The sequence below is a fragment of the Pseudomonas bubulae genome (assembly GCF_900618535.1).
GTDB classification, from domain to species: Bacteria; Pseudomonadota; Gammaproteobacteria; order Pseudomonadales; family Pseudomonadaceae; genus Aquipseudomonas; species Aquipseudomonas bubulae.
In genome coordinates this window covers 1,403,434-1,427,577 of record NZ_UYJA01000001.1, presented here as the reverse complement: position 1 = coordinate 1,427,577, position 24,144 = coordinate 1,403,434, and the positions used below count along the sequence as shown (strand labels likewise).

Here is a 24,144-nt window from a genome sequence, read left to right as displayed (position 1 = left end):
CCCCATGACTCATTCCGCCCGCGCCGATGCGTTGCTAGCCGATCTACCGCGCGCAGGCCGTGGCCGGCTTAAAGTGTTTCTCGGCGCGGCACCGGGCGTGGGCAAAACCTACGCCATGCTGCAAGCGGCTCACACGCAACTGCGCCAGGGTGTCGAAGTACTGGCCGGGGTGGTCGAAACCCATGGCCGCGCCGAGACCGAGGCCTTGCTCAATGGCTTGCCCCAGCAGCCCATGCTGCGCTCGGATTATCGCGGCGTGCAGCTTGAGGAAATGGACCTCGACGGCCTGCTTGCCGCCAGACCCAAGCTGGTACTGGTCGATGAGCTGGCCCACAGCAATGCCCCCGGCAGCCGTCACGCCAAGCGCTGGCAGGATGTGCAGGAATTGCTCGCGGCCGGGATCGATGTGTACACCACGGTCAACGTCCAGCATCTGGAAAGTCTCAACGATCAGGTGCGCGGCATCACCGGGGTCCAGGTGCGTGAGACCCTGCCGGACTGGGTTGTGCAGGAAGCCTACGAACTGCTGCTGATCGACCTGCCGCCCCGGGAACTGCTGGAGCGGCTGCGCGAGGGCAAGGTGTATGTACCTGAGCAGGCACGGGCAGCGATTGATGCGTTTTTCAGCCAGACCAATCTCAATGCTTTGCGCGAACTGGCAATGCAGACCGCTGCGGTGTATGTCGACGATGAACTGGACAAGGGCTATCGCCAGCAGGGGCAATCGGCCCCGGCGCTGCGCGGGCGTTTGCTGGTGGGGATCGACGGCGATACCCATGCCGAGCGCCTGGTGCGGCATGCCAGCCGGGTCGCGGAGCGTCGGCATCTGCCCTGGAGTCTGGTGCATGTGGATAACGGCACGGCGCGCGACGAGCAATCACGCTTGCGTCTGCAAAGCGCCCAGCAACTGGCTGAGCGCCTGGGTGGCGAGGTGGTGTTGCTGCGTGCCGGTGAAGTGGCCAAAACCCTGATCCAGCATGCCGGCGAACGCCGTGCCAGCTTGCTGCTGGTGGGTCAGTCGCGGTTGACCTGGCGCCGTCGCCTGTTTGGCGGCGGACTGGCGGCGCGCTTGTTGCGTGACGCCCATGGCCTGGAAATCAACGTGCTCGACAACGAGCAGTCCCCTGTACCTGTCACCAACCGCCCGGAACACTCACTGGTGTGGTTCGACTACGGCCTGGCGCTGCTTGCCACGCTACTGGCCAGTGCCCTGGCCTGGGGAGTATCCAGCGTACTGGCGCTGCCCAATATCTCCCTGGTGTTTCTGGCTGCCGTGCTGCTGGTGGCCGTGCGCAGCAGCCTGGGGCCAGCATTGGCCTGTGCGGCGCTGTCATTTCTGGCCTATGACTTCCTCTTTATTCCGCCCAATTTCTCGTTCAGCATCCAGCGCGAAGAAGATGTGCTGACGTTGTTGTTCTTTCTGTTGATGGCGGCGCTCACTGGCAAACTGGCGGCTCGCCAGCGCCGGCAGTTGCAGGCCTTGCGCGACACTCAGCACGAAACCACCGAGCTTCTCGACCTGTCACGCAAGCTTACCGCCGCGACCGACCGCAAGGCTGTGGTCAATGCTGCCGGGCAGCATTTGAGCGGCTGGAAAGAGCTGGACATATGCCTGCTCAATCGCGATGGCAATGGCGGCTGGGACGTTGAAAGCGGCGGGCCGTTACAGTTCTGCGAAGCGGAGCGCGCCGCTGCTGACTGGGCCTGGGCCCACGACCAGCCTGCAGGCAAGGGTACGGGCACTTTGCCGATGGGCCGTTGGTGGTGGTGGCCGATCAGCGCCGAGGAGGGGCCATTGGCCTTGCTCGGCGTGTGCACCAGGCAGGGCCATTCACTAAGTGGCCAGCGTCGTCGGCTACTGATGGCTTTGAGCCAACCCCTGGCCCAGGCACTGGCGCGCGCGCGCTTGGCCCAGGACCTGGAAGCGGCCCGCCTGCACGGCGAAACCGAGCAGTTGCGCAGCGCACTGCTCGCATCGGTGTCCCATGATCTGCGCACACCGCTGACCAGCATGCGCGGCAGTATCGACACCTTGCTGGCCCTGGGCGAGGCGATCCCGTTGAGCGATCGCCGCGAGTTGCTCGAAGGCACCCGCGATGAGGCCGAGCGTCTGGACCGCTACATCCAGAACCTGCTGGACATGACCCGCCTGGGCCACGGTGCGCTCAAGCTGGCGCGCGACTGGGTGTCACCTGCCGACATTGCCGGCAGCGCCTTGAACCGCTTGCGTGCGGTGCTGGCGCCCTTGCAGGTGCAGGTGGATGTTGCGGCGCAATTGCCGCTGTTGCACGTGCATGGCGCCCTGATCGAGCAGGCGCTGGTCAATGTGCTGGAAAACGCTGCGCGCTTTTCACCTCCCCATGGCCAGTTGCAATTAACGGCGGGAGCCGATGAAAGCGAATTGTGGTTTGCCGTCAGTGACCAGGGCCCGGGGATCCCCGAGGAGGACAGGGTGAAGATTTTCGATATGTTTTATACCGCCGCACGGGGCGATCGCGGCGGGCAAGGCACGGGCCTGGGGCTCGCCATCTGCCAGGGCATGGTGGGGGCCCACGGCGGGCGGGTCAGCGTCGGCGAAGGCATCGGCGGGCAGGGTACGTGCATTACCCTGTATTTGCCGTTAAGCCTTCAACCGTGCCCCGAGAATGAAGGGCTGGAAAGTGAAGACTGATATTCTTTGGCTATCCCTCTATTGCGGTAACAAGTCATGAGCCAGAGCGCGACCATTTTGGTCATCGACGATGAACCGCAGATTCGCAAATTCCTGCGTATCAGCCTGGTGTCCCAGGGATACACCGTGCTGGAGGCCGCGACCGGGGCCGATGGCTTGAGCCAGGCAGCGCTCGGACGGCCCGATGTGCTGGTGCTCGACCTGGGCTTGCCGGACATGGATGGCCAACAGGTACTGCGCGAGTTTCGCGAGTGGTCAAATGCGCCGGTACTGGTGCTCTCGGTGCGCGCCAGCGAAGCGCAAAAAGTCCAGGCACTGGACGGCGGGGCCAACGATTACGTGACCAAACCCTTCGGCATCCAGGAGTTTCTGGCACGAATCAGGGCCTTGTTGCGCCAGGCGCCTGTGGGCGAAACCCGGGAGTCGGCGCTTGAACTCGGCCCCTTGACCGTCGACCTGGCGTTCCGCCGTGTGCTGCTCGAGGGCGTCGAAGTGGCGCTGACCCGCAAGGAATACGCGGTGCTGGCGCTCTTGGCGCGTCATCCGGGGCGGGTCATTACCCAGCAGCAATTGCTCAAGGATATCTGGGGCCCGAGCCATGTCGAAAACAGCCATTACCTGAGAATTGTCGTTGGCCATTTGCGCCAGAAACTGGCGGATGATCCGACCCGGCCACGGTATATCGTGACCGAAGCCGGGGTTGGCTACCGGTTGTTGGACGCCTCGTCCTTTTCGTAACGGTCCAGGGTGTCTTTTGCAATCAGGCGACCCAGGGCGATCAGCTCCTGGGCTTTGTAGAACTCGAAAAACCGGCACACCCGCTTGGGCACGTTGATCAGGATATCGGGCGGGTAACCGGCGATCTTGTATTGCGCCAGTGAAGTCTGCATGACCTCGAAGCTCTGGTTGATCAAGTCCAGCAGCGAGGCCGGGCCGACGTTGTCGATGATCACCGAGCCGGTGGCTGACTTGGGCGAGCCCTCTTCAGCGGCAGGGGAGGCGGTTTGCGGTGTGTCGAGCCAGGGATTGGGCTTTGCCTGGGCCAGCGGCTCGGCCTGGGGGTTGAGCAGTTCCTGTTCGAGGTTGAGCAAGTGCTCGGCCTGTTTGTTGCGAAACGGCATGCGCGAGCCCAGCGAACTCATCAGGTTGTCAAAACGCCCCTTGAAAGCCGCCGGGCGCTGGATCACCGGCAACTGGTAGTGGCTCTGGTGGGTGGAGTTGAGGTTGACGGCGACGATCAGGTCGCAGTGGCTGGACACCACCGGCACGATGGGCAGCGGGTTGAGCAGGCTGCCGTCCACCAGCATGCGGTTGCCCTGCATCACCGGGGTAAACAGGCTGGGGATCGCTGCAGAGGCGCGCATGGCCTGGTGCAGGCAGCCCTCCTGAAACCAGATTTCCTGCTGGTGGGTGAGGTCGGTGGCGACGGCGGTGTAGGGGATGCGCAGGTCCTCGATATTGATTTCACCGACCATATTGCGGATCTGGCCGAAGACCTTTTCACCGCGAATCGCTCCAAGCCGGAAGCTGACATCCACCAGGCGCAGCACATCGAGGTAGTCCAGGCTTTGAATCCAGTCCCGGTACATGTCCAGTTTGCCGGCGGCGTAAATCCCGCCCACCACTGCGCCCATCGAGCAACCGGCGATACAGGCGATTTCATAGCCGCGGCTTTCCAGCTCTTCAATCACGCCGATATGGGCATAGCCCCGGGCACCGCCGGAGCCCAATACCAATGCAATACGTTTTTTCATGAACCCCACCTTCGCCTGACAGTCACTCACAATGCCTTTTTGTGACCCTGAGTGACAGCTTTTGGCATGAACGCGTATCTACCAGCTAGGCTAGTGCCTTGTAGCAATGACGGGTAGGTGTTGCCGGTTTTTTTGATTTTTACGTTGTGGCACTTTTATGCAGGTTGTTCGTCTGAGATTGCACTGAACTTTAATTTCTGAGGAAAACAACATGAAAGCATGGATTTGTGTACCGCTGATCGCGCTGGCGTTGGCAGGTTGTGCGGGGACCAAGGCGTATCGCGACAGTTGTGCGACGAACCTGGATTCGGCCTGGCATGAACTGGACCTGGCCAAGGCGGAAGGCTTCGCCGGGACTGTCAGCTACTCCAAGGCCTTGTCCTTGTTGACGGCGGCCAAGACCCAGCAGCAATTTGAAGCCTTTGAGGGTTGCACCAAAAAAGCCGAGAAGGCGCGTTTCTATATTCGTGAATCCCGCGCCGGGCGTTGAAGCGCAGCGGTAAAGGGGGAGGGTGAGGATGTCTGAGCTGGTTGACCGGATAGTGGCAAACATCGTGCGTCTGGAGGTCAGGTTACTGGCCTGTCAGGCGCGTCTGGAAGCCGATACGGACCCGGAGGCCCTGCACGACCTGCGCACCACTGTGCGCCGCTTGCGCAGCCTGTTGCGGCCTTTGCGCGGGTTGCCGGGGGTTGTGCAACTTGAAATGTCTGCATCCCAGGTTGGCGTGTTGACCACCCCCCTGCGTGATCTTGAAGTGCTGGCGGCACATTTGCAGGCGCACGGCTACACGGCGCAGGCGCAACGCCGCACGCAACAGTTGGCCGGCAGTTATGCCCGGGTGGCCGACAGTGAGCAGTTGGCTCAACTGTTGATGATCCTCGAGGTGTTTCCGCGCTTTTTGCGTGCTGCCGAGCGAGAAGGCCTGCTGCGTGGTTTGCGCCAGCGGATTGCAAAGGTCCTGGAAAAACAGTGGCAAACCCTGGAGAACGCTCTCAATGACCCGGGCCATGACCGCCATCGCGTGAGGTTGCTGATCAAGCGCGTACGCTATGCCGCCGAAGCCTACCCGGAGTTGAACCAGCTGCCGCCCTTGGTGCTGGCGCGCCTCAAGGGGGCACAGCAGGCGCTGGGCGAGTGGCACGATGCCTGGCAATGGTTGCTGCAGGCCGGGCAACACGCCGACTTGCAACCCTGTGTGGCGCAATGGCAGGCCACCCTTGAGCACGGCGAAAAACGCGCTGACAAGGCGTTGGTCAAATTAAGTGCGGCTTGCTTTCACTCCTGATCTTTGGCCGATACAGCACTGTGCAGAGTCAGATGGATGGGTAGTATCCCGTCATATTTATCTGTTTCGAGGTGCTTATGCAGTTTTGCGAATTGGTTGCGTCGGTGCGCAACACGCCTTTGGACGTGACCATCCCGGCCGATTGGGGCCAGGGCCGTGCCAGCTTTGGCGGCCTGTTGGTGGCTTTGCAGTACGAAGCCATGCGCGCCCATGTGCCTGTCGAGCGGGCGTTGCGCTCATTGGCAGTGAGTTTTGTCGGGCCGGTGGCCGCCGATGTACCGGTGCGTTTCGAGGTTGAGGTGCTGCGCGAAGGCAAGGCGGTCAGCCAGGTGCTGGGGCGGGTGGTACAGGACGGTCAGGTCATGACCCTGGTACAAGGCAGCTTTGGCGCTGCGCGGGAATCAGTGGCGAACGTGGACGGCTTGCCTGCGCCTGAGATGAAGGCGCCCGAAGATTGCCCGCTGTTGCCCTATATCAAAGGCGTTACCCCGGAGTTTATGCGTCATTTGTCCATGGCCTGGGCCGTGGGCGCACTGCCGTTTAGCGGTCGTGGAACGCGGGAAATGGGCGGCTGGGTACGTTTTGATGGCGGTGTTGAGGACGAACCTCTGACAGAAACCCATTTGCTGGCGCTGGTCGATACCTGGCCGCCTGCACTGCTGCCGTTACTGAACAAGCCGACAGCAGGCAGCACGCTGACCTGGACCATCGAGTTCGTGCAGCCACTGCCTAAGGTCAGCACGTTGCAGTGGTGCAAGTACCTGGCCGTCATCGAACATGCGCGGGATGGCTACGGCCATGTGGCGGCCAACCTGTGGGGCCCAGGCGGCGAGCTGATTGCGCTCAGCCGCCAGACCGTAGCCGTGTTCGGTTGATCAGAAGGTCTGGCTGTTATCCGTTGCGCTGGTGGCCTTGTGGCCCTGGCGTTGCAGGATCAGGGCCGCAAACAGGGCAACCAGACCGATCACTGCGCTGGTGGCGTTTTCACTGAAGACGCCCGACACCAGCAACAGAAAAGCCACCACCATCATCGGCACTGCGATCAGGTTGATTGCCTGATACGCGGTGTTTTGCTGGCCGTGCGGGTTGGAGCGCCATTGCCAGGCCGGTAGATTTGGATGACGTTTGCCCATGATTGCTCTCCTTGTTCGAGGGTTCAGCCTGGGCTGAACCGGATAAACAAATCATAGATTTATGGTCACCCTGCGGCGAATCAACAATGGCTATTGGCCTTATAGCTTTAGTTGACCAATCGCCCGATTCAACTCGCCTGCCAGGGTTGCCAGTTCATTGCTGGTAGTGGCCGAGTCGACGGTCTGTTGCACGGTGTTTTCGGTGACATCGCGGATGCTCACCACTGCCCGGTTCATCTCTTCCGCGACCTGGCTTTGCTGCTCGGCGGCCACGGCAATCTGGGTGTTGCTTTCGCGCATTTGCGCCACGGCGTGAGTGATCTCGGCCAATGCCGCGCCCGCTTCCTGGGCCTGCTGCACGCAGTCGTCGGCCTTGAACGAGCTTTCCTGCATAAAGTCCACGGCGTCGCGGGTGCCCGCCTGCAAGGCCGAAACCATGGCGGTGATTTCGTCCGTGGATGTCTGCACGCGTTTGGCCAGGTGCCTCACTTCATCGGCGACCACGGCAAAGCCACGACCCATTTCACCTGCGCGAGCCGCTTCGATGGCCGCGTTCAACGCCAGCAGGTTGGTCTGTTCGGCGATGCTGTGAATCACACTGACCACGCCGTTGATCTTCTGGCTGTCCTGGGCCAGTTGCTGGATCATTTCTGCAGTGGTTTGCACCCCGGTGGACAGGCTGGCGATTGACTGTTGCACGCGGCTGACCACCTGCTGGCCACTCCCCGCCAGGTTGTCTGCGGTTTGCGACAGGTCGCGGGTAGCCCCAGCGTGTTGCGCAATATGGTAGACCGTGGCCGACATTTCATTGATTGCGGTGGCGGCCTGGTCGGTCTCGCTTTGCTGGCCGAGCATGCCGTGGCGCACCTCGTCCATGCTGCTGGCCAGGCGCGCGGCCCCGGCATCCAGTTGCGCGGCGGTTTGGGCCACGGTGTTTACCACCCGCTGGTAACCGGCCTGCATGGCATTGAAGGCGCTGGCCATCTGCCCGACCTCATCGGTACACGCCAGGGGCACCCGGGCGGACAGGTCACCGGTTTTCTCCACATGCAGCATCACGTCCTTGAGGGTGTTGAGCTGGCTCAGCAGGAAGCGGATCAGCAACTGCGAAGCGCAGAGCATGGCCAGCATCAGGATCAGCACGGCGGCGGCATAGTTGGGCAGCCGCTCGACAAACACCTGGGCCAGGCTAGGTGTATGGGCCAGCACGGCGATTTTTTGTCCGTCGTCGCGGGTCAGTACCTCGGCGCCCAGCAGCAGATTGTGGCCGAACAACGGCATGGGATTGATTGAGACCCAGCCGTTGGCGTTGCCCAGTTGCGGCAGGGCTTGATCGTTGACGCTGGCGATCTGGTCGGGCGCCAGGGGCAGCAATTGGCTGGCCTCGGGCAAGGGCTGCCCGGCAGGCCAGGCACTGAGCAATTGCGCCTGGGCCCGGGCGTTGGCCTGGGCGGCGTTGCTGCGCGATTGCTGTTCCAGCTGCACGGCGTAGAGCACCAGCAGCAGTGTGGTGACAAAAGCCACCGCGTTGACAGCCCAGAATTTGTATTTGAGCGAGATGTTGCTAAGCCAGGTGCCCATGGGAGGTCTTCTCTGAATTGGCGCAAACAATATTGGCAAGGTGCCATCATTGTGCCGCTATTCAGTGACAATCTTGTTGATGTGGGTCAAAAGAGGCACTGCGTGGGAGCGGGCGTCAGTCTGTCAGTACCGGCAACCCGTAAAACGCCCGTGCACACGCGGTGGTGTGTTCGGCCAGGTCCTGCTCGCTTTCGCCACGGTGCACGGCCACTTCGCGCAGCACATCGGTCAGGTAGGCCGGTTCGTTGCGACCATTTTTCGGTTTGGGCCGCAGGGTGCGGGGCAACAGGTACGGCGCATCACTTTCGAGCATCAGGCGACCGCGCGGGATATCACGTACCAGCGGGTGCAGGTGGGTACCGCGGCGTTCGTCGCAGATCCAGCCGGTAATGCCGATATGCAGGTCAAGGTCGAGGTAGCTGAACAGCGCCTTTTTCTCGCCGGTAAAGCAATGCACCACAGCAGCCGGCAAGCGGTCGCGAAAGTCGCGCAGGATTTCCAGCAAACGCTGGTTGGCATCACGCTCATGCAGAAAAACCGGCAGTTGCAGGTCAACAGCCAGCGCCAGATGTTCTTCCAGCACTTTCTCCTGCTGGGCGCGGGGCGAAAAGTCGCGGTTGAAGTCCAGCCCGCATTCACCCACCGCACACACGCCCGGTTCCTTGAGCAGGGCAAGCAACTGGCGGGCGCTGTCGCCGTTCCAGTCACTGGCCGAGTGCGGGTGAATGCCGGCCGTAGAGAACAGCCGCTGGCCGCTTTCGTCCAGCTCGCGGCACAGTTGCAAGGCCTGTTCGCTGCCTTCGACGCTGGTGCCGGTCAACACCAATTGGCACACCCCGGCCGCGTAGGCACGGTCCAGCACGGCCTGGTGTTTGCCGTCAAAGCTTGGGTTGGTCAGGTTGACGCCGATATCAATGAGTTGCATGGTTTTACCTCAGGCCACAGGCCTCGCAGCATATCAGAGCTGTAGATTTACAAGAAAAACCAAGAACTACAGACAGTTATGGTTGTCTTTGAATGCCGCAACAACGCAATGCCCGGTTGTTTAAAGGACGCATTGACTGTTTTGCGCGCTGATTCCAGCGCTTGAAAGCCTCACTTGAGGCAACCGGTTGTCGGGAAACCGACCGGGTGCTGGGCTGTATTCTTTCCGGAGAACGGATGACAAGACCGACGCTATTGATTGCGCTGTGCCTGCTGCTGTTGCCGCTACCGGCACTGGCACGCCTGACCGGACCTTTACAGGTCGGGCAGCCAAGTCAGGTCCGCGATCTGGCGCAAATCCGCAGCAGTCAGGTGTTGCGGGTGCTGGTCAATCAAAGCCGCAACAGCTCGGGCGAGGTGCAGGGGCAGGCGATTGGCGTTGAATACCATCGTCTGCGTGCGTTTGAACGCTACCTCAACAGCCATGCCCGCGATGGCCAGGAAATAACACTCAAGATCATCCCTAAAGCCAAGGATCAACTGCTGGGCGCATTGTCCCGGGGTGAAGGCGATGTAGTTGCCCCGGGTGAGTTGATCGATTTCAAGCCCAGCCGCGCCATCAGCGCCAGTGATCCGATCGTCGACGATGTGCCCTTGCTGTTGGTGGGGGTCAAGGGCGAGCGGCGCTTTACCCGCCTAGAGCAACTGTCGGGCCGCACCGTGGCGTTGACCACCGGCAGTGCGGCGGGAGCCTCGGTCAATTTGATCAATCAAAAACTGGCCCTGCGCAAACTGCCCCCGGTGAAGATTGAGTGGGTAGATCCGACCCTGGCGGTGGAGGATGTGCTGGAGATGGTGCAGGCCGGGATTTTTCATTTGACCATCGTGGAGCGCCCGATTGCCGAGCGCTGGGCCACGCTCATGCCCAAGCTGCGTTTTGACCGCAAGGTGCTGGTCAGCGAGCCCGAGGCCATGCACTGGTATGTACGCCGTGATGCGTCGATGTTGCGGGCCAGCATCGACCGGTTTCTCGATGGCTACAAGGCCCCGGCCGATCAGGATGTGGCCTTTGAGCGGGTATACCGACGTTTGTACCGGGTGCATTACCCGTTGGCCCGGGCCGATCGCCAGCAGCTTGAAAAACTGCGCCCGGTGTTGCAAAAACATGCCCGGCAACAGGGCATGGACTGGTTGAACCTGGCAGCGCTGGCATTCAAGGAGTCAACCCTCAACCCTGAAGCCAAAGGCAGCGGCGGGGCGACAGGGCTACTCCAGATTACCCCCTCGGCCGCCCGGCGGGTGGGGGTCAACAATATTCAAAACGTCGATAGCAATGTGCAGGCCGGTGCCCGGTATCTGTCGCTGATCCGCCGCAAGTTCTTTGCCAGCCCCAAGCTCAACGAGCGTGAGCGCATGGCGTTTGTGCTGGCGGCTTACAACATGGGGCCGGAGCGGGTGCAGGGCATGCGGGCTGAAGCCAGGCGACGCGGCCTGAACCCCAATCAATGGTTCTTTCAGGTGGAACGTATTGCCATGGAGCAGGTGGGAATGGGGGCTGTCAGCTATGTTAATAGCGTGAATAAATACTATTTGGCCTTTGACCGGGAGCGGGATTCCCTGGAACCGGCAAAAGCTGAACTGGTCACACGCAAATAATCGAATAATTTGATTGTTTTGTCAGGTTTATTCGACTTTTAACATTATAAAAACTGATTAGTATGGCGAGCATTCCCCAACTGATGACCTAAAGGATTCCATCATGAGCAAATTGATCCATACCGTACTGGGCAGCCGCGCAGGTTATGGTTTGACGGTCTTGCGTATTTTCGTCGGTATTATCTTTGCCGCCCATGGTTCGCAAAAACTGTTCGGCTGGTTTGGCGGCGGGGGCCTGGCGGGCACGGCGCAATGGATGGAGAGCATTGGCCTGGCGCCGGGCATGTTGATGGCAGTGCTGGCGGGCGGTACCGAGTTTCTGGGCGGTCTGGCGCTGATTATTGGCTTGCTGGCGCGCCCTGCAGCCCTGGGCCTGTCGTTTACGTTGCTGGTGGCGATCTTCTCGGTGCATATCAGCAATGGCCTGTTTATGGCCAACAACGGCTATGAATTCGCCCTGGCCTTGCTGGGTGGTACCGTGGCAGTGCTGATCGAAGGTGCAGGCAAGTTGTCGATCGATCGTGCACTAGCTGACTGAAAACCCGATGCCAGTGAAAAGGCCCGCCCAGAGCGGGCCTTTTTCGTTCCAGATGATTGTTGACAGTAGTAAGCAGGTTTATCTAGGATGTTTTCTTGCGCCGATTTAAACAGCTACTTGCGGGGCGCCAGAGGGTCACAGACCGTCTAAGAGGCTTGAAACAGGCCTTGAAATACCGCTAAAGCGCTGGTTCGGTGTTGCCTCTCACCTGCCACGCAGAATCTTGAGGCGGAGAACCGATACATGAGTCACCCACGTCCCCTTGTACGTCTTGCGCCGATCTCGGCCAGCCCAACCTTGCGCAACCCAAAAATCCTCCTGGGCGGTAAGCATCAGCCTACGTTGCTGCGCTATCTCGATGGCTGGCCACGCCGCAAAGGGCGGCCTACGGCGTTTCTGATCCAGTTTGTGGAAGAGGGCGATCAACTGGCGCGATTTGCCGCTGACAGTTTTGACCTGGCGGTGATCCAGTCCCCCGATGCTGAAAATGCCGAGCGGGTGATTCACAACCTCACCCGTGTTTGTCGGCAGGGGTTGATAACCCTGCGCTGAGGCTCCAACCCCGTAGCAGCCTCGTTCCTACGGCAGCTGCTACGGATGGGATCAGAAACGTTCCAGCCGGTAAGGGTGCAACTCAGGCAGCGCGTGGGCACTGGTTGCCCCCGCCAACTGCGCGATCAGTTCAGCCGTTACCGCTGCCTGGGTCAGGCCCAAATGCTGATGGCCGAAGGCAAGCAGTACCTTGCCGTCGCACACCCGGTCGATGATCGGCAGTGAGTCCGGCAACGACGGGCGAAAGCCCATCCATGGCGTCGCGTCTTCAGCGCTAAGGTCATGGCGCAACAACCCTTTGCTCAGGCGATGCAGCTGCCAGGCGCGCTCCATGCTCGGCGGCGCTTCCAGGCCGGCAAATTCAACTGTACCCGCCAGCCTCAAGCCATCGCTCATCGGGGTCATGATGAATTTGCGTTCCAGTGAGGTGACGGCAAAGGGCAGCCGGTCATGCTCGTGGGGCAGCATCAGGTGGTAACCGCGTTCGGTATCCAGCGGAACGTGCTTGCCGGTCAGGGTTGCGGTGAGTTTGGCCGAGTGGGCGCCGCAGGCGATCACGACCCGGCGGGCGGACACCTGGCCCTGGGCTGTCATCAGAGAAACTCCGGCCTCACTCAGTTGCCCGCCTGTGACCTGTTGCTTGAGAAACTGCACACCGCACTTTCTGGCAGCCTCTACCAGTTCGCAAACCACGCGATAGGGGTCGATAAAGTGCCCCGTGGCCGGAAAAAACAACCCGCCCTGAATCTGCTCGCTCAGTTGCGGCGCTGCCTTGTGTATGGCCCTGGCCTCCCAGAACTCGACCGGTACCTGCTGCTGGCGCATGCGTGCCTGCAGTGCCAGAAGTGGCTGCCGGGACTCGGAACGTTCGTATACCAGCAACGAACCGTCTTCGCGCATCAGGCCCGGGCAGTCAATGCCCTCCAGTAGCCTGTGCCAGGCACCCAGGCTGCTTTCGTTAAGGGCCCGAATACCGGCTACAGTGCGCTGAAAGGGCGCCTTGCGCAGGTTCAGCAGCAGACGCGTGAACCACGGCAGGGCCCGGGGCATATATTTCCAGTCCAGGCGCAGGGGGCCCATCGGGTCCATCAGCATGGCCGGCAAGCGCTTGAGAATTGACAGGTCGGCAATCGGGAACACCTGTTCGGTGGCCAGGTGCCCGGCATTGCCTAATGAGGCGCCATGGCCCGGCTCCTGCGGGTCGATGACCACCACCCGCTGGCCTTGGCGCGCCAGTTGCAGGGCACAGGCGACGCCGATGATTCCGGCGCCGACCACGGCAATGTCAGCTGTGTTTCCAGCGAAGTGATCAGGCATTTTCCAGTACTTCTCTGTGGCCATCGAGCAGGCGGCGCAAGTGCAGCGGGTTGGCGTGCTTGAGTGCCGTCGGCAACAGGCTGTCAGGGAAGCCCTGATAGCAGACAGGACGCAGGAAGCGCTGGATGGCCGCAGTGCCAACCGAGGTGGTACGGGTGTCCGAAGTCGCCGGGAAAGGCCCGCCGTGGACCATCGCGTCGCACACCTCAACCCCCGTTGGCCAGCCATTGACCAGCAAGCGACCAGCCTTGCGTTCCAGGGTCGCAAGCATGGCCCTGGCACTATCGAGGTCGGCTTCATCCAGTTGCAGGGTGATGGTCAATTGGCCTTCAAGGTGCTCGAGCACCTGGCGGATCTCCTCGTCATCGGCGCATTGCACCACCAGCGCCGCAGCACCAAAGACTTCGGCCTGCAATGCAGGGTCGGCGAGGAAGTCCCCGGCCCGGGTCACAAACAGATGGGCCTGGCACTGGTTGGGTGTCTCCCCCCTCAAGCCGGCAGCGGCCTCTTGAGCACTGTTCAGTTCCTGCAAAGAGCCAATACCGGCTTCATAGGCCTGGAAAATCCCGGGAGTGAGCATCGTCTGGGCCGGGCTTTGCTGGACCAGCCGGGCAGCTGTGCTGATAAATCTATCCAGTGCCGGCCCTTGATGGCCGATAACCAGACCCGGGTTGGTGCAAAACTGGCCTGCCCCCTGGGTCAGAGATGCAACAAAGCCCTGCGCCAGTGATTCGCCGCGAGCCTGCAGCGCAGCGGGGAACAGCAGTACCGGGTTGATCGAGCTCATCTCCGCATACACCGGGATGGGTTCGGGGCGTGCTGCTGCCACTTTGCACAAAGCCATGCCGCCACTGCGCGAGCCGGTAAAGCCGACTGCCTTGATGCGTGGATCGCTGACCAGGGCAACACCGACTTCACGGCCGGAACCGAACAACAGGGAAAAGACCCCTTCAGGCAGGTTCGATTCTTTCACCGCACGGGCAATCGCATGGCCAACCAGTTCGCTGGTGCCAGGGTGGGCGCTGTGGGCCTTGACTACCACCGGGCAGCCGGCCGCCAGCGCCGAGGCAGTGTCGCCACCGGCCACGGAGAAGGCCAGCGGGAAGTTGCTGGCGCCGAATACTGCCACCGGGCCCAGTGGCACCTGGCGTTGGCGCAAATCTGCACGGGGCAGTGGTTGGCGCTCGGGCAGCGCGTTGTCGACCCGCACATCCAGCCATTCTCCAGCGCGTACGGTACGGGCAAAGGTACGCAGTTGCTGGCAGGTACGTGCGCGTTCACCGACGATGCGCGGGCGTGGCAGGCCTGATTCGCTGACGGCGCGGTCAATCAATTCATCGCCAAGGGCTTCGATTTCAGCGGCGATGGTTTCCAGAAAAGTGGCGCGAGTTTCCAGTGAGGTCTCGCGAAAGCTGTCAAAAGCCTCCTGGGCCAGGGTGCACGCCTGCTCGACATGTTCGCTGCCGCCGCCAAGGTAGGCCGGTTCGAGCACAGTGCCGGTGGCGGGATTGATCGCCCGGATCGCTTCGCGGTTACCGGTGATGGCTTGCTGACCGATCAGCATGTTGCCTGTCAGAGTCATGGCGTGTTCCTAAAAATGGGTTGGCTGGAACAAGGCGGCGCACATGATGTGCGCCGCTGTTCAGGGATGCAGGGCTGCGCTGCGGGTCAGGCGACGTTCTGTTCGGCGGACCAGGTTTTGTACCACTGGCGGAACAGGCTGTACTGGTTCTCGGCGTAGTGGCGTTGGGCATCGCTCAGCGCATCGGTGTCGTTGAAGTGCAGGCTGTATTCTGTGTCGCCATTGAGCACCATCAGGTGCTTGTAGTAGAGCACCAGGTCAGTGCCTTCATCGAACGACGAGAGCACCGCCAGGGCGGCTTCCAGCTCGCGGGCCAGGCGACGGGCTTTAGGGTCGCCCTTGGCCGCTTGCTTGCTCAGGGCCACCAGGTGCAGCACTTCGCGAGGCAGGGCGTTGCCGATGCCGGTAATGGCGCCGGTGGCGTTGCAGTTGACGAAGCCATGCACAACCTGGGTGTCGACGCCGACCATCAGGGTCACATCATCGTCTTTGGAAGTGATGTGTTCGGCGGCGTAACGCATGTCGGCAGCACCGCCGAACTCTTTGAAGCCGATCAGGTTCGGGTATTGGCTACGCAGTTCGAAGAACAGGTCGGCGCGGGTGGCGAAGCCGTAGTACGGGCTGTTGTAGATAACCGCCGGTAGCTGTGGAGCGGCTTGCAGGATGGCGGCGAAGTGAGCTTTTTGCGCAGCAGGCGAGGCTGCACGGGACAGCAGGCGTGGAATCACCATCAGGCCCTGGGCGCCAACTTTGGCAGCGTGTGCCGCATGGGACACCGCTTCGCGGCTGTTTACGGCGCCGGTGCCGACGATGGTTGGGATGCCCGCAGCTACCAGGCGTGCCACACCTTCCTGGCGCTCGGCTTCGGTCAGCAAAGGCCAGTCACCCATGGAGCCGCAGTACACCACGGCACTCATGCCGATATCGATCAGTTCGCGGCCCTTGGCCACCAGCGCGTCGAAGTCCGGCTTGCGCTCGGCGGTGCAAGGGGTCATCAGGGCAGGCATGCAACCGGTGAAAATGTTATCGCTCATTGTTCTAACTCCTCGAGTCGTTTATTCGGATGTGTTTACGGCGAAGGGCTTAAATGCCCCACGCGAAAGGATCTCTTTCGTCGATCAGCAGCATGCTGTCGGCGGTCATATAGGCCTGGCCGGTAATGAACGGGCGAATGCGCTCGCCGTCCCATTGATAACTGCCGACAAACTGGCTGGCGGTGATGCTGGCCTGCACCCAGGGTTGGCCTGGAGCCAGCTTGCCGTCGGCGGCCAGGCACGCCAGCTTGGCGCTGGTGCCGGTGCCACAGGGCGAGCGGTCATAGGCCTTGCCCGGGCACATGACAAAGTTGCGGCTGTCGGCCTTGTCGTCGTCGGCAAACAGTTCGATATGGTCGATCAGGGCACCGTCTTCGCCGTGGATACCCTGTGCCTCAAGGGCCTTGAGCATGGTCCAGGTGTACTCGGTCAGGGCTTCGACATTGTCCAGTTGCAGTGTCTTGCCGTGATCGGAGACCAGGAAGAACCAGTTGCCGCCCCAGGCAATATCGCCCTGCACACGGCCATGCCCCGGCACCTCAACGGCGACCTGCTGGCGATAGCGGTAGGAGGGCACATTGCCTACGGTGACCTTGCCATCTGGATGCAGGGTGGCGGTGACCGGGCCGACCGGGGTGTCGATCTTGTGCTCGCCGATCTCGATCTGGCCCAGGTGATGCAGGGAGGCGATCAGGCCGATGGTGCCGTGGCCGCACATGCCCAGATAACCGGCATTGTTGAAGAAGATCACCCCGCACGTGGCATCCGCCGACACGGGCTCGCAGTACAGTGCACCGACCAGTACATCGTTGCCTCGGGGCTCCAGCAGGCAGGCCCGGCGCCATTGGTCATGCTGGTCGCGCAGGGTGTCGCGCTGCTCGGCAATGCTGCGCCCGGCCAGTTGCGGGAAGCCTTTGATCACCACGCGGGTGGGTTCGCCGCCGGTATGTGAATCAATGATATGGACTTGCTTCATGAACGTATCCCTTGGAAGAGAACAACGGCTCGGAGGACTACTGTGGTTAACGGTGTCTCAGGATGAAGTCTGGATAAACGCCCCCGTGGCGTGGCTGGCCGGGGTGTTACTGGCAAGTTCCGGGGCTTCTTCGCTGTCCTCGTCGTCTTCCAGCCGGACCAGATGAGCCGGCACGCCGGTGGCCGCGCCCCAGTAATAGATGCCCGTCGCACAAGCTGCGACGACCAGGGTGTCAAACGGGTGGGCAAGTACGCCCAGGCCGCCGAAAGTGCCGAGTTTGGACAGCACCATGGTTACGGCGTAGAAGCCGATCAGCCACAAGGATGAGCGTACTTGCTGGCCTAGGCTCAGGTGGTTGGTCGGTACGAATCGCGAACACAGCAGGTACACCACGAACATCACGATTTGCAGGCCGAGCAGCCAGGACACGGTGTTCCAGCCTGACCAGTAAACAATCAGCGCAGCGACGATAAATGACAGCGGCCCCATCACTCCCATCCACTTGACCCGGAACGGGCGCGGCATGTCTGGGGCATTGCGGCGCAATGCGGCCACGGACACCGGTGCCACTGCGTAGCTCAGTACCAGGGCGGCAGATACCACGCTGATCAGGGCTTCCCAGGACGGGAAAGGCAGGGTCCAGAACACCGACAGGCCAAAGGTCAGCCACAGTGCCGGGCGCGGGATGCCGGACTTTTCATCGATGCGGGTGAAAATCTTGAAAAACGTGCCGGTTTGCGCCCAGCCATAAATCACCCGCGGTGTGGCATTCATGTAAATGTTGCCGCAGCCGCTTGGCGAGATCACCGCATCAGCCACCACCAGATAAGCCAGCCAGCCCACACCCAGAGCCAGGGCGATGTCGCGATAGGGCAATGCCAGTTCCTTGGTCACGCCGGCCCAGCCGTTGGACAGCATTTCAGTGGGTACGCCGCCGAGGAAGGCCACTTGCAGCAGCACATAAATCACGGTCGACAACAGGACCGACAGGATCAGGGCAATCGGGATGGTGCGTTGCGGGTTCTTCACTTCACTGGCCACCGAAATGATCGGTGTCAGGCCCAGATAGGCGAAGATAATGCCGCCTGCAGAAACGGCCATCTGCACACCCGACAGGCCGAACGGGGCGAAGCCCTGGGCGTAGAGATTTTCCGGTTTGAAGAAGGTGAACAGCACGCCGATGACCAGCAGCGGCACGATAAATTTGAATACGCTGACCAGGTTATTGGCCATGGCGAAGGTCTTCACGCTTCGGTAGTTGAGCATGAAAAACAGGCACAGCAGGCCGAACTGCAGGAGCCAGCCCAGGATCGAAGGGTCACTGGAGCCGGCCTTGGTCAGCTCGGGGAACCATGCCGCGGCGTATTGGCGGGCGGCGACCACTTCAATTGCCACCAGGCTGGAGAAGGCGATCAGGGTGATAAAGCCCATCAAGTAACCGAGCAACGGGCCATGGGAGTAAACCGGGTAACGAATGACGCCACCGGCGCGCGGCAGGGCAGCGCCCAGCTCGCAGTAAACGATGCCTAGCAACAGCACGGAAAAACCGCCCAGCAGCCAGGAAAAAATCCCAGCCGGGCCAGCGATCGCCGACACATGACTGGCTGCAAACAACCAGCCGGAACCGAAGATGGCACCCAGACCGATAAAGGTCAGGTCCATCAGTGAGAGCTGTTTCTTGAATTTGCCTTTACCTGACATAGCGTCGCCTTTTTGTGAGTTATTGGTTAGGCAGGTGTGATGTCATTTGCCATTGCGCCAATACGGTTGGCGGGTGTGCAATGGCGCTAGATTGAACGTCGGGGAAAGTTTGCGATTGATCTTTTCCATTGAAGCCGATGACGAAATCAGCACAATGCACCCAGGCGGCCGATACCTGGCCAGTGGTGGGAGAGTGAGTTTGATGACGCAGAATGCTTTTGCAATCCTGAGCCAGGGCAGCGAGTTGAGCCGCCCCGAGAGTCTTGAGCAGTTGCTCTCGGGGGTAGCCCTGTTGCTACCGATGCTCGATGCCATCCCCAATGCCGCGATCTTCATCAAGGACAATGCCGCGCGCTATGTACTGGCCAACCGCACCCTGGTCCAGCGCTGCGGCCTCAAGCAGTTGCAACCCCTGCTCGGCAAAACCAGCGCCGAGGTATTCCCCGCGCAGTTGGGGCCGGGCTATACCGAGCAGGATCGCCAGGTGCTGGAGCAGGGGCTGGTGCTTGAGGACCAGCTGGAACTGCATCTGTACGGGACCCGGGAGCCTGGCTGGTGCCTGACCCACAAGCGCCCGCTGTACAATCTCCAGGGCGAGATCATCGGCCTGGCCGGGATCTCCGTGGACTTGCAATCAGCCAGCGATACCCACCCGGCGTACCAGCGGCTGGCGGCGGTCGATGAGCACATTCGCACGCATTTCAACCGCCGCGTTACCCTGGGTGAGTTGACCCGTATTGCCGGAATCTCCGTGGCGCAACTGGAGCGCTACTGCAAGCGTGTGTTTCACCTGACGCCACGGCAGATGATCCAGAAGGTGCGTCTGGAACACGCCCATCGGCTGTTGCTGACCGATATTCCGATTACCCAGGTGGCCCTGCAGTGCGGATACACCGACCACAGCGCATTCACCCGCCAATTCAAGGCATTGACCGGCTTTACCCCGCGCCAGTATCGCCAGGCCACGGCACAGTGAGAGTGTCGCCGCGCTTGTGATTTTTATCAGCGCCTCTATGTATTTCGTCGCGCCGGGGTGCTAAGAGTCTGCCCTGGCCAATGCAACCTGCTGGAGAACGACCGCGAGTGAGTACCAACATCATCACCAGGCAAGGCCATGAAGCCCTGAAGCAGGAGCTTGACTACCTGTGGCGGGAAAAGCGCCCGGATACCACACGCAAGGTGACCTGGGCAGCATCACTGGGTGATCGCAGCGAAAACGCTGACTACCAGTACAACAAGAAGCTGCTGCGCGAGATTGACCGACGGGTGCGCTACCTGCGCAAGCGCCTCGAGGATGTACGGGTGGTTGATTACTCGCCGGAGCAGGAAGGCCGGGTGTTTTTTGGTGCCTGGGTCGAAATTGAAAACGAGGCCGGGGACGTCAAGAAATTCCGCATTGTGGGTTACGACGAAATCTACGGACGCAACGACTACATCTCCATCGACTCACCGATGGCCCGTGCGCTGTTGAAGAAAGAGGTGGGCGACGAGGCAGTGGTGCAGACCCCGAGCGGGGAAGTGCTGTGGTGGATCAACGAGATTTATTACGAAAAGAGTTAGCGCAAAATTTGTAGCCGTTGTCGCTGTTTGGTTCAACGGGTACACATCCGGCATCTGCGTTTAACTGGAATATTGGTTTCGCCCTTACGGCGAGTCACTTTTTCCAGACGCCGAAAAAGTAACCAAAAAGGCTTGCCCCTGGCGTACGGCCTTCGCTGCGCTCAGGTTCCCTCGTTCCGGTCCCGCTCCGTGGGCCCGCCGCCACGGGCCATCCATGGCCCATCGCGGCTCTCCCGGCATCCATGCCGGTCGACCCACTGCGCAGAACCTCCTCTCGGCCTCCCGATGGGGCGGGTAGATCAAGATCAAAAGCCGTCGAGGCGGCCGACCGGCCGGCCTGTTTGAATGCAGGATTTTCGACCGACATATCTCCCTGTGGGAGCCGGGCTTGCCCGCGATGCAGGCACCTCGTTCTATCTGGAGGAACAAAGTGCTGCCATCGCGGGCAAGCCCGCTCCCATAACAGAGCCGGAAGGAGCCGGCGAACCTTGGCGAATCGGCCGAATGGTAGGGCGAGGACCTTTTGGTTCCTTTTGGGTCCTTTCAAAATGGACTCGCCGTAAGGGCGAAACCAATATTTCAGTTATACGCAAATGCCGGATATGTACGCGGCGTAACAGTTGATTCCCAAAACGACGATCGCAGCCTCGCTGCGCTCGTCAACGCCAGGATTTATAGTGTCTGGCCATATCAACCCTCGCGCAACACCGTCAACGGGCTGGCATTCAGCGCCCTGCGTGTGCCAAACACGCCCGCACCGCCCACCATCACCGCGCCCAGCACCGGCAACAGCAACAACCACGGATGTGGGTGCCACGGCAGGTCAAAGGCAAAGCGGTAAAGCACCAGACTGACCAGTTCGGCCCCCAGCGCCGCCAGCAGGCCGCTGGTGGCGCCCAGCAAGCCGAACTCGATGCGCCGGGCCTTCACCAGCAGTTGCCGCTCGGCCCCCAGCGCGCGCAGCAGGGCGCCCTGGCGAATGCGTTCATCCAGGGTGGATTGCAAGCCGGAAAACAGCACCGCCATGCCCGCCGCCAACACAAACAGCAGCACGTATTCCACAGCAATGGTCACTTGCGCCAGGATGCTGCGCAGTTGCTCCAGCAATGCATCGATAGGCAAGATGGTCACGGCCGGGAAGGTGCGCGACAGTTCGATGATTTCCTTGTCGTGTCCCGGTGCCAGGTAAAAGCTGGTGAGGTAGGTGGCCGGCAAGTCCTGCAAGGTGCCAGGCTGGAAAATCATGAAAAAGTTGGGCTGGAAGTTGTCCCAGTTGATGCTGCGCAAACTGGTGACCCGTGCTTCGCGATTGACACCGGCAATGGTGAAGGTCATCAGGTCGCCCAGCTTCAGCTTGAGGCTTTCGGCGACTTTGGCTTCCACTGAAACGCCCGGCACATCGCCTTCGGGCTTCGGGCCCCACCAGCTACCTGCTGTCAGCTGGTTTTCGGCAGGCAGGTCAGCCGCCCAGGTCAGGCTCAGGTCGCGCTGGATGGCCTTGTCGCCACTGGAGTCCTTGCTGACGATGTCCTGCACCGGTTCGCCATTGATGCTGATCAGACGCCCCGGAATGACCGGGTACAGCGGCGCAGCGCGGGCCTGAAGGGTCATCAGGTGGGCGCCGAAAGCCTCCTTGTCGGCCGGCAGGATATTCAGCGCAAAGTAGTTGGGTGCATCTTTGGGCAACTGGTTTTGCCAGGTGTCGAGCAATTCGCCGCGCAGCAGGGCGATCAGGGCCATCGACAGCAGGATCAGGCCAAAGGCCAGGGCCTGGCCCGCCGCGGCCAGCGGATGGCGCAGCAACTGACCCAGCCCCAGGCGCCAGGGCAGTGAGGCACGGGCCAGCAGGCGGCGCAGACTTTGCAGGCCCAGCAGCAGGATTCCGCCAAGCACCACGGCGGCAATCACGCCACCCCCGAGCAGGGCGAAAGTCAGCACCAGGTCCAGGCTCATGCGCCACATGATCAGCCCCAGTGCCAGCAGCGCCGCGCCGTAGACGGTCCAGGTGCTGGCCGGAATCGGCAGCAAATCGCGGCGCAACACCCGCAGTGGAGGTACGCGGCCCAGTGCCGCGAGCGGCGGCAAGGCGAAACCAGCCAGCGCCACCAGCCCGGTACCCATCCCGGCAATCGCCGGCATCAGGCCGCCGGGCGGTACGTTAGCCGGTAGCAGGTCATGCAACAGGGCGAACAGTCCAAGTTGCGCGAGCCAGCCGAGAAAGGCGCCGGCGAGGCTGGCCAGCAGCCCGAGCACACTCAGTTGCAGGGTAAACAACCAGAGTGTTTCGCGCCGTGACAGGCCGAGGCAACGCAGCAGGGCGCTGGCATCGAAACGCCGATTGGCAAAGCGGGTGGCAGACAACGCTACGGCCACGCCCGCCAGCAGCACCGCCACCAGGCTGGCCATGTTCAGGTAACGCTCGGCCTTGCCCAGCGCACCGCCGATCTGCTGGTTGCCGTCACGGCCGTCCAGGAGGCGCTGGTTGGCGTCCAGGCCAGGCTTGATCACCTGGCGATACGATTCCAGCGCCGGTGCTTCACCGCGCCACAGTTCGCGGTAGGTGACACGGCTGCCCGGTTGTACGATGCCGGTGGCGGCAAGGTCGTCCAGATTGATCAGTACTCGTGGGGTCAGGCTGTAAAGGTTGCCGGCCCGGTCGGGTTCGTAAGTCAGCACGCGGGTGATACGCACGGTTTTTGAACCGACATCGATTTCATCGCCGACCTTCAGGTCCAGCGCGGTCAGCAGTCGGGCTTCGGCCCAGGCCTCACCGGATTTGGGACCGCCCCCAGGCTGTTCTTCGGCATAGGGCTGCGGGGCGCTTTTCAGTTCGCCGCGCAACGGGTAGGCATCGTCTGCCGCCTTGATGCTGGAGAGCTGAATGCCATTGTCGGTGGCAATCACGCTGGCGAATTCGACCACCCGGGCGTGTTCGAGGCCCAGGTCGTTGCCGACCTTGATTTGTTCTTCACGGGCCGGGGCCGTGCCATCAAGCACCAGGTCGGCGCCGAGGAACTCGGTGGCACGCAACAACATCGCGCCATTAAGACGGGCACCGAAGTAGCCGATGGCCGTGCTGGCCGCCACGGCGACCAGCAGGGCGAAGAACAGCACCCGCAGCTCGCCGGCGCGGACATCGCGCAGTAATTGGCGTACGGCCAGACTCAGCATGCGCAACAGCGGCAGACGTGCCATCAGGGCTCCAGAGGGCCGACCAGATGGCCAGCTTCAAGACGGATCAGGCGCCGGCAACGATGGGCCAGGCGTTCGTCATGGGTCACCAGCACCAGGGTGGTGCCGTTTTCCTTGTTCAGTTCAAAGAGCAGGTCGGTGATGCGCTCGCCAGTGTGGCTGTCCAGGTTGCCGGTGGGTTCATCGGCAAACAGCACGTCGGGATTGGCGGCAAATGCCCGAGCAATGGCGACCCGTTGCTGCTCGCCGCCGGACAGCTGGCGTGGCGAGTGACTCAGGCGCTGGCCCAGGCCGACGCGTTCCAGCAGGTGGCGGGCATGCTCGCGGGCATCCTTGCGACCCTCCAGCTCCAGAGGCAGCATGACGTTTTCCAGGGCATTGAGGCTGTCGAGCAGTTGGAATGACTGGAACACAAAGCCCACGTGTTCGGCCCGCACCCGGGCGCGCTGGTCTTCATCCAGGGTGCTCAGGGCCCGCCCGGCCAGGATTACTTCGCCCTGGCTGGGCAGGTCGAGGCCGGCGAGCAGGCCCAGCAGCGTCGATTTGCCTGAACCTGAGGCGCCGACAATCGCCAGGCTGTCGCCCTTGCTCAGTTCGAGGCTCAAGGAGTGCAGGATGGTTAACTCGCCTTCCGCGCTGGGAACCACTTTGCTAAGGTTCTGCGCGGTGAGAATACTTTCGCCCATG

General features: G+C 61.6%; 21 protein-coding genes. 10 read left to right on the top strand and 11 right to left on the bottom strand.

Translation table 11 applies throughout. The features are described from left to right. The first annotated feature begins 4 nt into the window (after positions 1 to 4). Positions 5 to 2,671 (top strand): sensor histidine kinase, encoded by a 2,667-nt coding sequence (locus tag PPTH39_RS06275; protein WP_130871768.1) that lies wholly within the window; start codon positions 5 to 7, stop codon positions 2,669 to 2,671. Between the two features lie 36 nt (positions 2,672 to 2,707). Continuing rightward, entirely contained in the window at positions 2,708 to 3,409 is a 702-nt protein-coding gene (locus tag PPTH39_RS06270) for a response regulator (protein WP_095019093.1), read from the top strand. Here PPTH39_RS06270 and PPTH39_RS06265 read toward each other — a convergent pair. Beyond that, complete coding sequence (locus tag PPTH39_RS06265; RefSeq protein WP_095002166.1) at positions 3,376 to 4,425, bottom strand: patatin-like phospholipase family protein; 1,050 nt, start codon at positions 4,423 to 4,425, stop codon at positions 3,376 to 3,378. The genes PPTH39_RS06270 and PPTH39_RS06265 overlap by 34 nt on opposite strands. A gap of 211 nt (positions 4,426 to 4,636) precedes the next feature. On the opposite strand from PPTH39_RS06265, the gene PPTH39_RS06260 reads away from it, so the two are divergent. The 3 genes from PPTH39_RS06260 (at position 4,637) to PPTH39_RS06250 (ending at position 6,586) form a co-directional block, all read left to right on the top strand. After that, a complete protein-coding gene (locus PPTH39_RS06260) occupies positions 4,637 to 4,915 on the top strand; it encodes a hypothetical protein (protein WP_095002165.1) in 279 nt (92 codons plus the stop codon). Between the two features lie 28 nt (positions 4,916 to 4,943). After that, entirely contained in the window at positions 4,944 to 5,711 is a 768-nt protein-coding gene (locus tag PPTH39_RS06255) for a CHAD domain-containing protein (RefSeq protein WP_095019094.1), read from the top strand. Positions 5,712 to 5,788: 77 nt separating this feature from the next. After that, positions 5,789 to 6,586, top strand: a complete 798-nt coding sequence (locus PPTH39_RS06250; RefSeq protein ID WP_130871767.1) for an acyl-CoA thioesterase — start codon at positions 5,789 to 5,791, stop codon at positions 6,584 to 6,586. On the opposite strand, the gene PPTH39_RS06245 is transcribed toward PPTH39_RS06250, so the two are convergent. From PPTH39_RS06245 to PPTH39_RS06235, 3 genes are all read right to left on the bottom strand, one after another. Further along, positions 6,587 to 6,844 (bottom strand): terminase, encoded by a 258-nt coding sequence (locus tag PPTH39_RS06245; protein WP_095002162.1) that lies wholly within the window; start codon positions 6,842 to 6,844, stop codon positions 6,587 to 6,589. 99 nt (positions 6,845 to 6,943) lie between these two features. After that, positions 6,944 to 8,425 (bottom strand): methyl-accepting chemotaxis protein, encoded by a 1,482-nt coding sequence (locus PPTH39_RS06240; protein ID WP_095002161.1) that lies wholly within the window; start codon positions 8,423 to 8,425, stop codon positions 6,944 to 6,946. 115 nt (positions 8,426 to 8,540) lie between these two features. Then, entirely contained in the window at positions 8,541 to 9,350 is an 810-nt protein-coding gene (locus PPTH39_RS06235; protein ID WP_016780110.1) for a TatD family hydrolase, read from the bottom strand. A 236-nt stretch (positions 9,351 to 9,586) separates the two neighbouring features. On the opposite strand from PPTH39_RS06235, the gene PPTH39_RS06230 reads away from it, so the two are divergent. From PPTH39_RS06230 to PPTH39_RS06220, 3 genes are all read left to right on the top strand, one after another. Then, on the top strand, positions 9,587 to 11,005 hold the full coding sequence (locus tag PPTH39_RS06230) for an MltF family protein (protein ID WP_095002160.1): 1,419 nt from the start codon (positions 9,587 to 9,589) through the stop codon (positions 11,003 to 11,005). A gap of 103 nt (positions 11,006 to 11,108) precedes the next feature. After that, entirely contained in the window at positions 11,109 to 11,543 is a 435-nt protein-coding gene (locus PPTH39_RS06225; protein ID WP_095002159.1) for a DoxX family protein, read from the top strand. Positions 11,544 to 11,786: 243 nt separating this feature from the next. Then, positions 11,787 to 12,095 carry a hypothetical protein gene (locus tag PPTH39_RS06220; protein WP_095019095.1) on the top strand — a complete coding sequence of 103 codons (309 nt, stop codon included), beginning with the start codon at positions 11,787 to 11,789 and terminating at the stop codon, positions 12,093 to 12,095. 51 nt (positions 12,096 to 12,146) lie between these two features. Here PPTH39_RS06220 and PPTH39_RS06215 read toward each other — a convergent pair whose 3' ends face one another. The 5 genes from PPTH39_RS06215 to PPTH39_RS06195 all read right to left on the bottom strand — a co-directional run bounded on the left by PPTH39_RS06215 (position 12,147) and on the right by PPTH39_RS06195 (position 18,705). Beyond that, complete coding sequence (locus PPTH39_RS06215; RefSeq protein ID WP_130871766.1) at positions 12,147 to 13,412, bottom strand: NAD(P)/FAD-dependent oxidoreductase; 1,266 nt, start codon at positions 13,410 to 13,412, stop codon at positions 12,147 to 12,149. Continuing rightward, entirely contained in the window at positions 13,405 to 14,994 is a 1,590-nt protein-coding gene (locus PPTH39_RS06210; RefSeq protein WP_130871765.1) for an aldehyde dehydrogenase (NADP(+)), read from the bottom strand. The genes PPTH39_RS06215 and PPTH39_RS06210 overlap by 8 nt, the downstream gene beginning before the upstream one ends. An 86-nt stretch (positions 14,995 to 15,080) precedes the next feature. Next, positions 15,081 to 16,028 carry a dihydrodipicolinate synthase family protein gene (locus PPTH39_RS06205; RefSeq protein WP_095002155.1) on the bottom strand — a complete coding sequence of 316 codons (948 nt, stop codon included), beginning with the start codon at positions 16,026 to 16,028 and terminating at the stop codon, positions 15,081 to 15,083. A gap of 49 nt (positions 16,029 to 16,077) precedes the next feature. Beyond that, positions 16,078 to 17,004, bottom strand: a complete 927-nt coding sequence (locus PPTH39_RS06200) for a 4-hydroxyproline epimerase (RefSeq protein WP_130871764.1) — start codon at positions 17,002 to 17,004, stop codon at positions 16,078 to 16,080. Positions 17,005 to 17,061: 57 nt separating this feature from the next. Continuing rightward, positions 17,062 to 18,705, bottom strand: coding sequence for an APC family permease (locus tag PPTH39_RS06195; protein WP_130871763.1), 1,644 nt, complete (start codon positions 18,703 to 18,705; stop codon positions 17,062 to 17,064). A gap of 202 nt (positions 18,706 to 18,907) precedes the next feature. Between PPTH39_RS06195 and PPTH39_RS06190 the strand changes: the two genes are divergently transcribed. Together PPTH39_RS06190 and greB are read left to right on the top strand one after the other, a co-directional pair. Then, a complete protein-coding gene (locus PPTH39_RS06190; RefSeq protein WP_095002272.1) occupies positions 18,908 to 19,681 on the top strand; it encodes an AraC family transcriptional regulator in 774 nt (257 codons plus the stop codon). A gap of 107 nt (positions 19,682 to 19,788) precedes the next feature. Further along, positions 19,789 to 20,265, top strand: a complete 477-nt coding sequence (gene greB / locus PPTH39_RS06185; RefSeq protein WP_029611319.1) for a transcription elongation factor GreB — start codon at positions 19,789 to 19,791, stop codon at positions 20,263 to 20,265. A 690-nt stretch (positions 20,266 to 20,955) separates the two neighbouring features. On the opposite strand, the gene PPTH39_RS06180 is transcribed toward greB, so the two are convergent. Together PPTH39_RS06180 and PPTH39_RS06175 are read right to left on the bottom strand one after the other, a co-directional pair. Continuing rightward, entirely contained in the window at positions 20,956 to 23,460 is a 2,505-nt protein-coding gene (locus PPTH39_RS06180; RefSeq protein WP_130871762.1) for an ABC transporter permease, read from the bottom strand. Then, the gene (locus PPTH39_RS06175; RefSeq protein WP_095002151.1) at positions 23,460 to 24,143 is read right to left on the bottom strand and encodes an ABC transporter ATP-binding protein; all 684 of its coding nucleotides are present in this window, start codon (positions 24,141 to 24,143) and stop codon (positions 23,460 to 23,462) included. Before PPTH39_RS06175 ends, PPTH39_RS06180 begins: the two co-directional genes overlap by 1 nt. Between the last annotated feature and the right edge of the window lies 1 nt (position 24,144).

Coding starts and splice junctions, on each gene's coding strand:
- PPTH39_RS06275 (WP_130871768.1), top strand. CDS start 5: ATGACTCATTCCGCCCGCGCCGATGCGTTGCTAGCCGATCTACCGCGC.
- PPTH39_RS06270 (WP_095019093.1), top strand. CDS start 2,708: ATGAGCCAGAGCGCGACCATTTTGGTCATCGACGATGAACCGCAGATT.
- PPTH39_RS06265 (WP_095002166.1), bottom strand. CDS start 4,425: ATGAAAAAACGTATTGCATTGGTATTGGGCTCCGGCGGTGCCCGGGGC.
- PPTH39_RS06260 (WP_095002165.1), top strand. CDS start 4,637: ATGAAAGCATGGATTTGTGTACCGCTGATCGCGCTGGCGTTGGCAGGT.
- PPTH39_RS06255 (WP_095019094.1), top strand. CDS start 4,944: ATGTCTGAGCTGGTTGACCGGATAGTGGCAAACATCGTGCGTCTGGAG.
- PPTH39_RS06250 (WP_130871767.1), top strand. CDS start 5,789: ATGCAGTTTTGCGAATTGGTTGCGTCGGTGCGCAACACGCCTTTGGAC.
- PPTH39_RS06245 (WP_095002162.1), bottom strand. CDS start 6,844: ATGGGCAAACGTCATCCAAATCTACCGGCCTGGCAATGGCGCTCCAAC.
- PPTH39_RS06240 (WP_095002161.1), bottom strand. CDS start 8,425: ATGGGCACCTGGCTTAGCAACATCTCGCTCAAATACAAATTCTGGGCT.
- PPTH39_RS06235 (WP_016780110.1), bottom strand. CDS start 9,350: ATGCAACTCATTGATATCGGCGTCAACCTGACCAACCCAAGCTTTGAC.
- PPTH39_RS06230 (WP_095002160.1), top strand. CDS start 9,587: ATGACAAGACCGACGCTATTGATTGCGCTGTGCCTGCTGCTGTTGCCG.
- PPTH39_RS06225 (WP_095002159.1), top strand. CDS start 11,109: ATGAGCAAATTGATCCATACCGTACTGGGCAGCCGCGCAGGTTATGGT.
- PPTH39_RS06220 (WP_095019095.1), top strand. CDS start 11,787: ATGAGTCACCCACGTCCCCTTGTACGTCTTGCGCCGATCTCGGCCAGC.
- PPTH39_RS06215 (WP_130871766.1), bottom strand. CDS start 13,412: ATGCCTGATCACTTCGCTGGAAACACAGCTGACATTGCCGTGGTCGGC.
- PPTH39_RS06210 (WP_130871765.1), bottom strand. CDS start 14,994: ATGACTCTGACAGGCAACATGCTGATCGGTCAGCAAGCCATCACCGGT.
- PPTH39_RS06205 (WP_095002155.1), bottom strand. CDS start 16,028: ATGAGCGATAACATTTTCACCGGTTGCATGCCTGCCCTGATGACCCCT.
- PPTH39_RS06200 (WP_130871764.1), bottom strand. CDS start 17,004: ATGAAGCAAGTCCATATCATTGATTCACATACCGGCGGCGAACCCACC.
- PPTH39_RS06195 (WP_130871763.1), bottom strand. CDS start 18,705: ATGTCAGGTAAAGGCAAATTCAAGAAACAGCTCTCACTGATGGACCTG.
- PPTH39_RS06190 (WP_095002272.1), top strand. CDS start 18,908: ATGACGCAGAATGCTTTTGCAATCCTGAGCCAGGGCAGCGAGTTGAGC.
- PPTH39_RS06180 (WP_130871762.1), bottom strand. CDS start 23,460: ATGGCACGTCTGCCGCTGTTGCGCATGCTGAGTCTGGCCGTACGCCAA.
- PPTH39_RS06175 (WP_095002151.1), bottom strand. CDS start 24,143: ATGGGCGAAAGTATTCTCACCGCGCAGAACCTTAGCAAAGTGGTTCCC.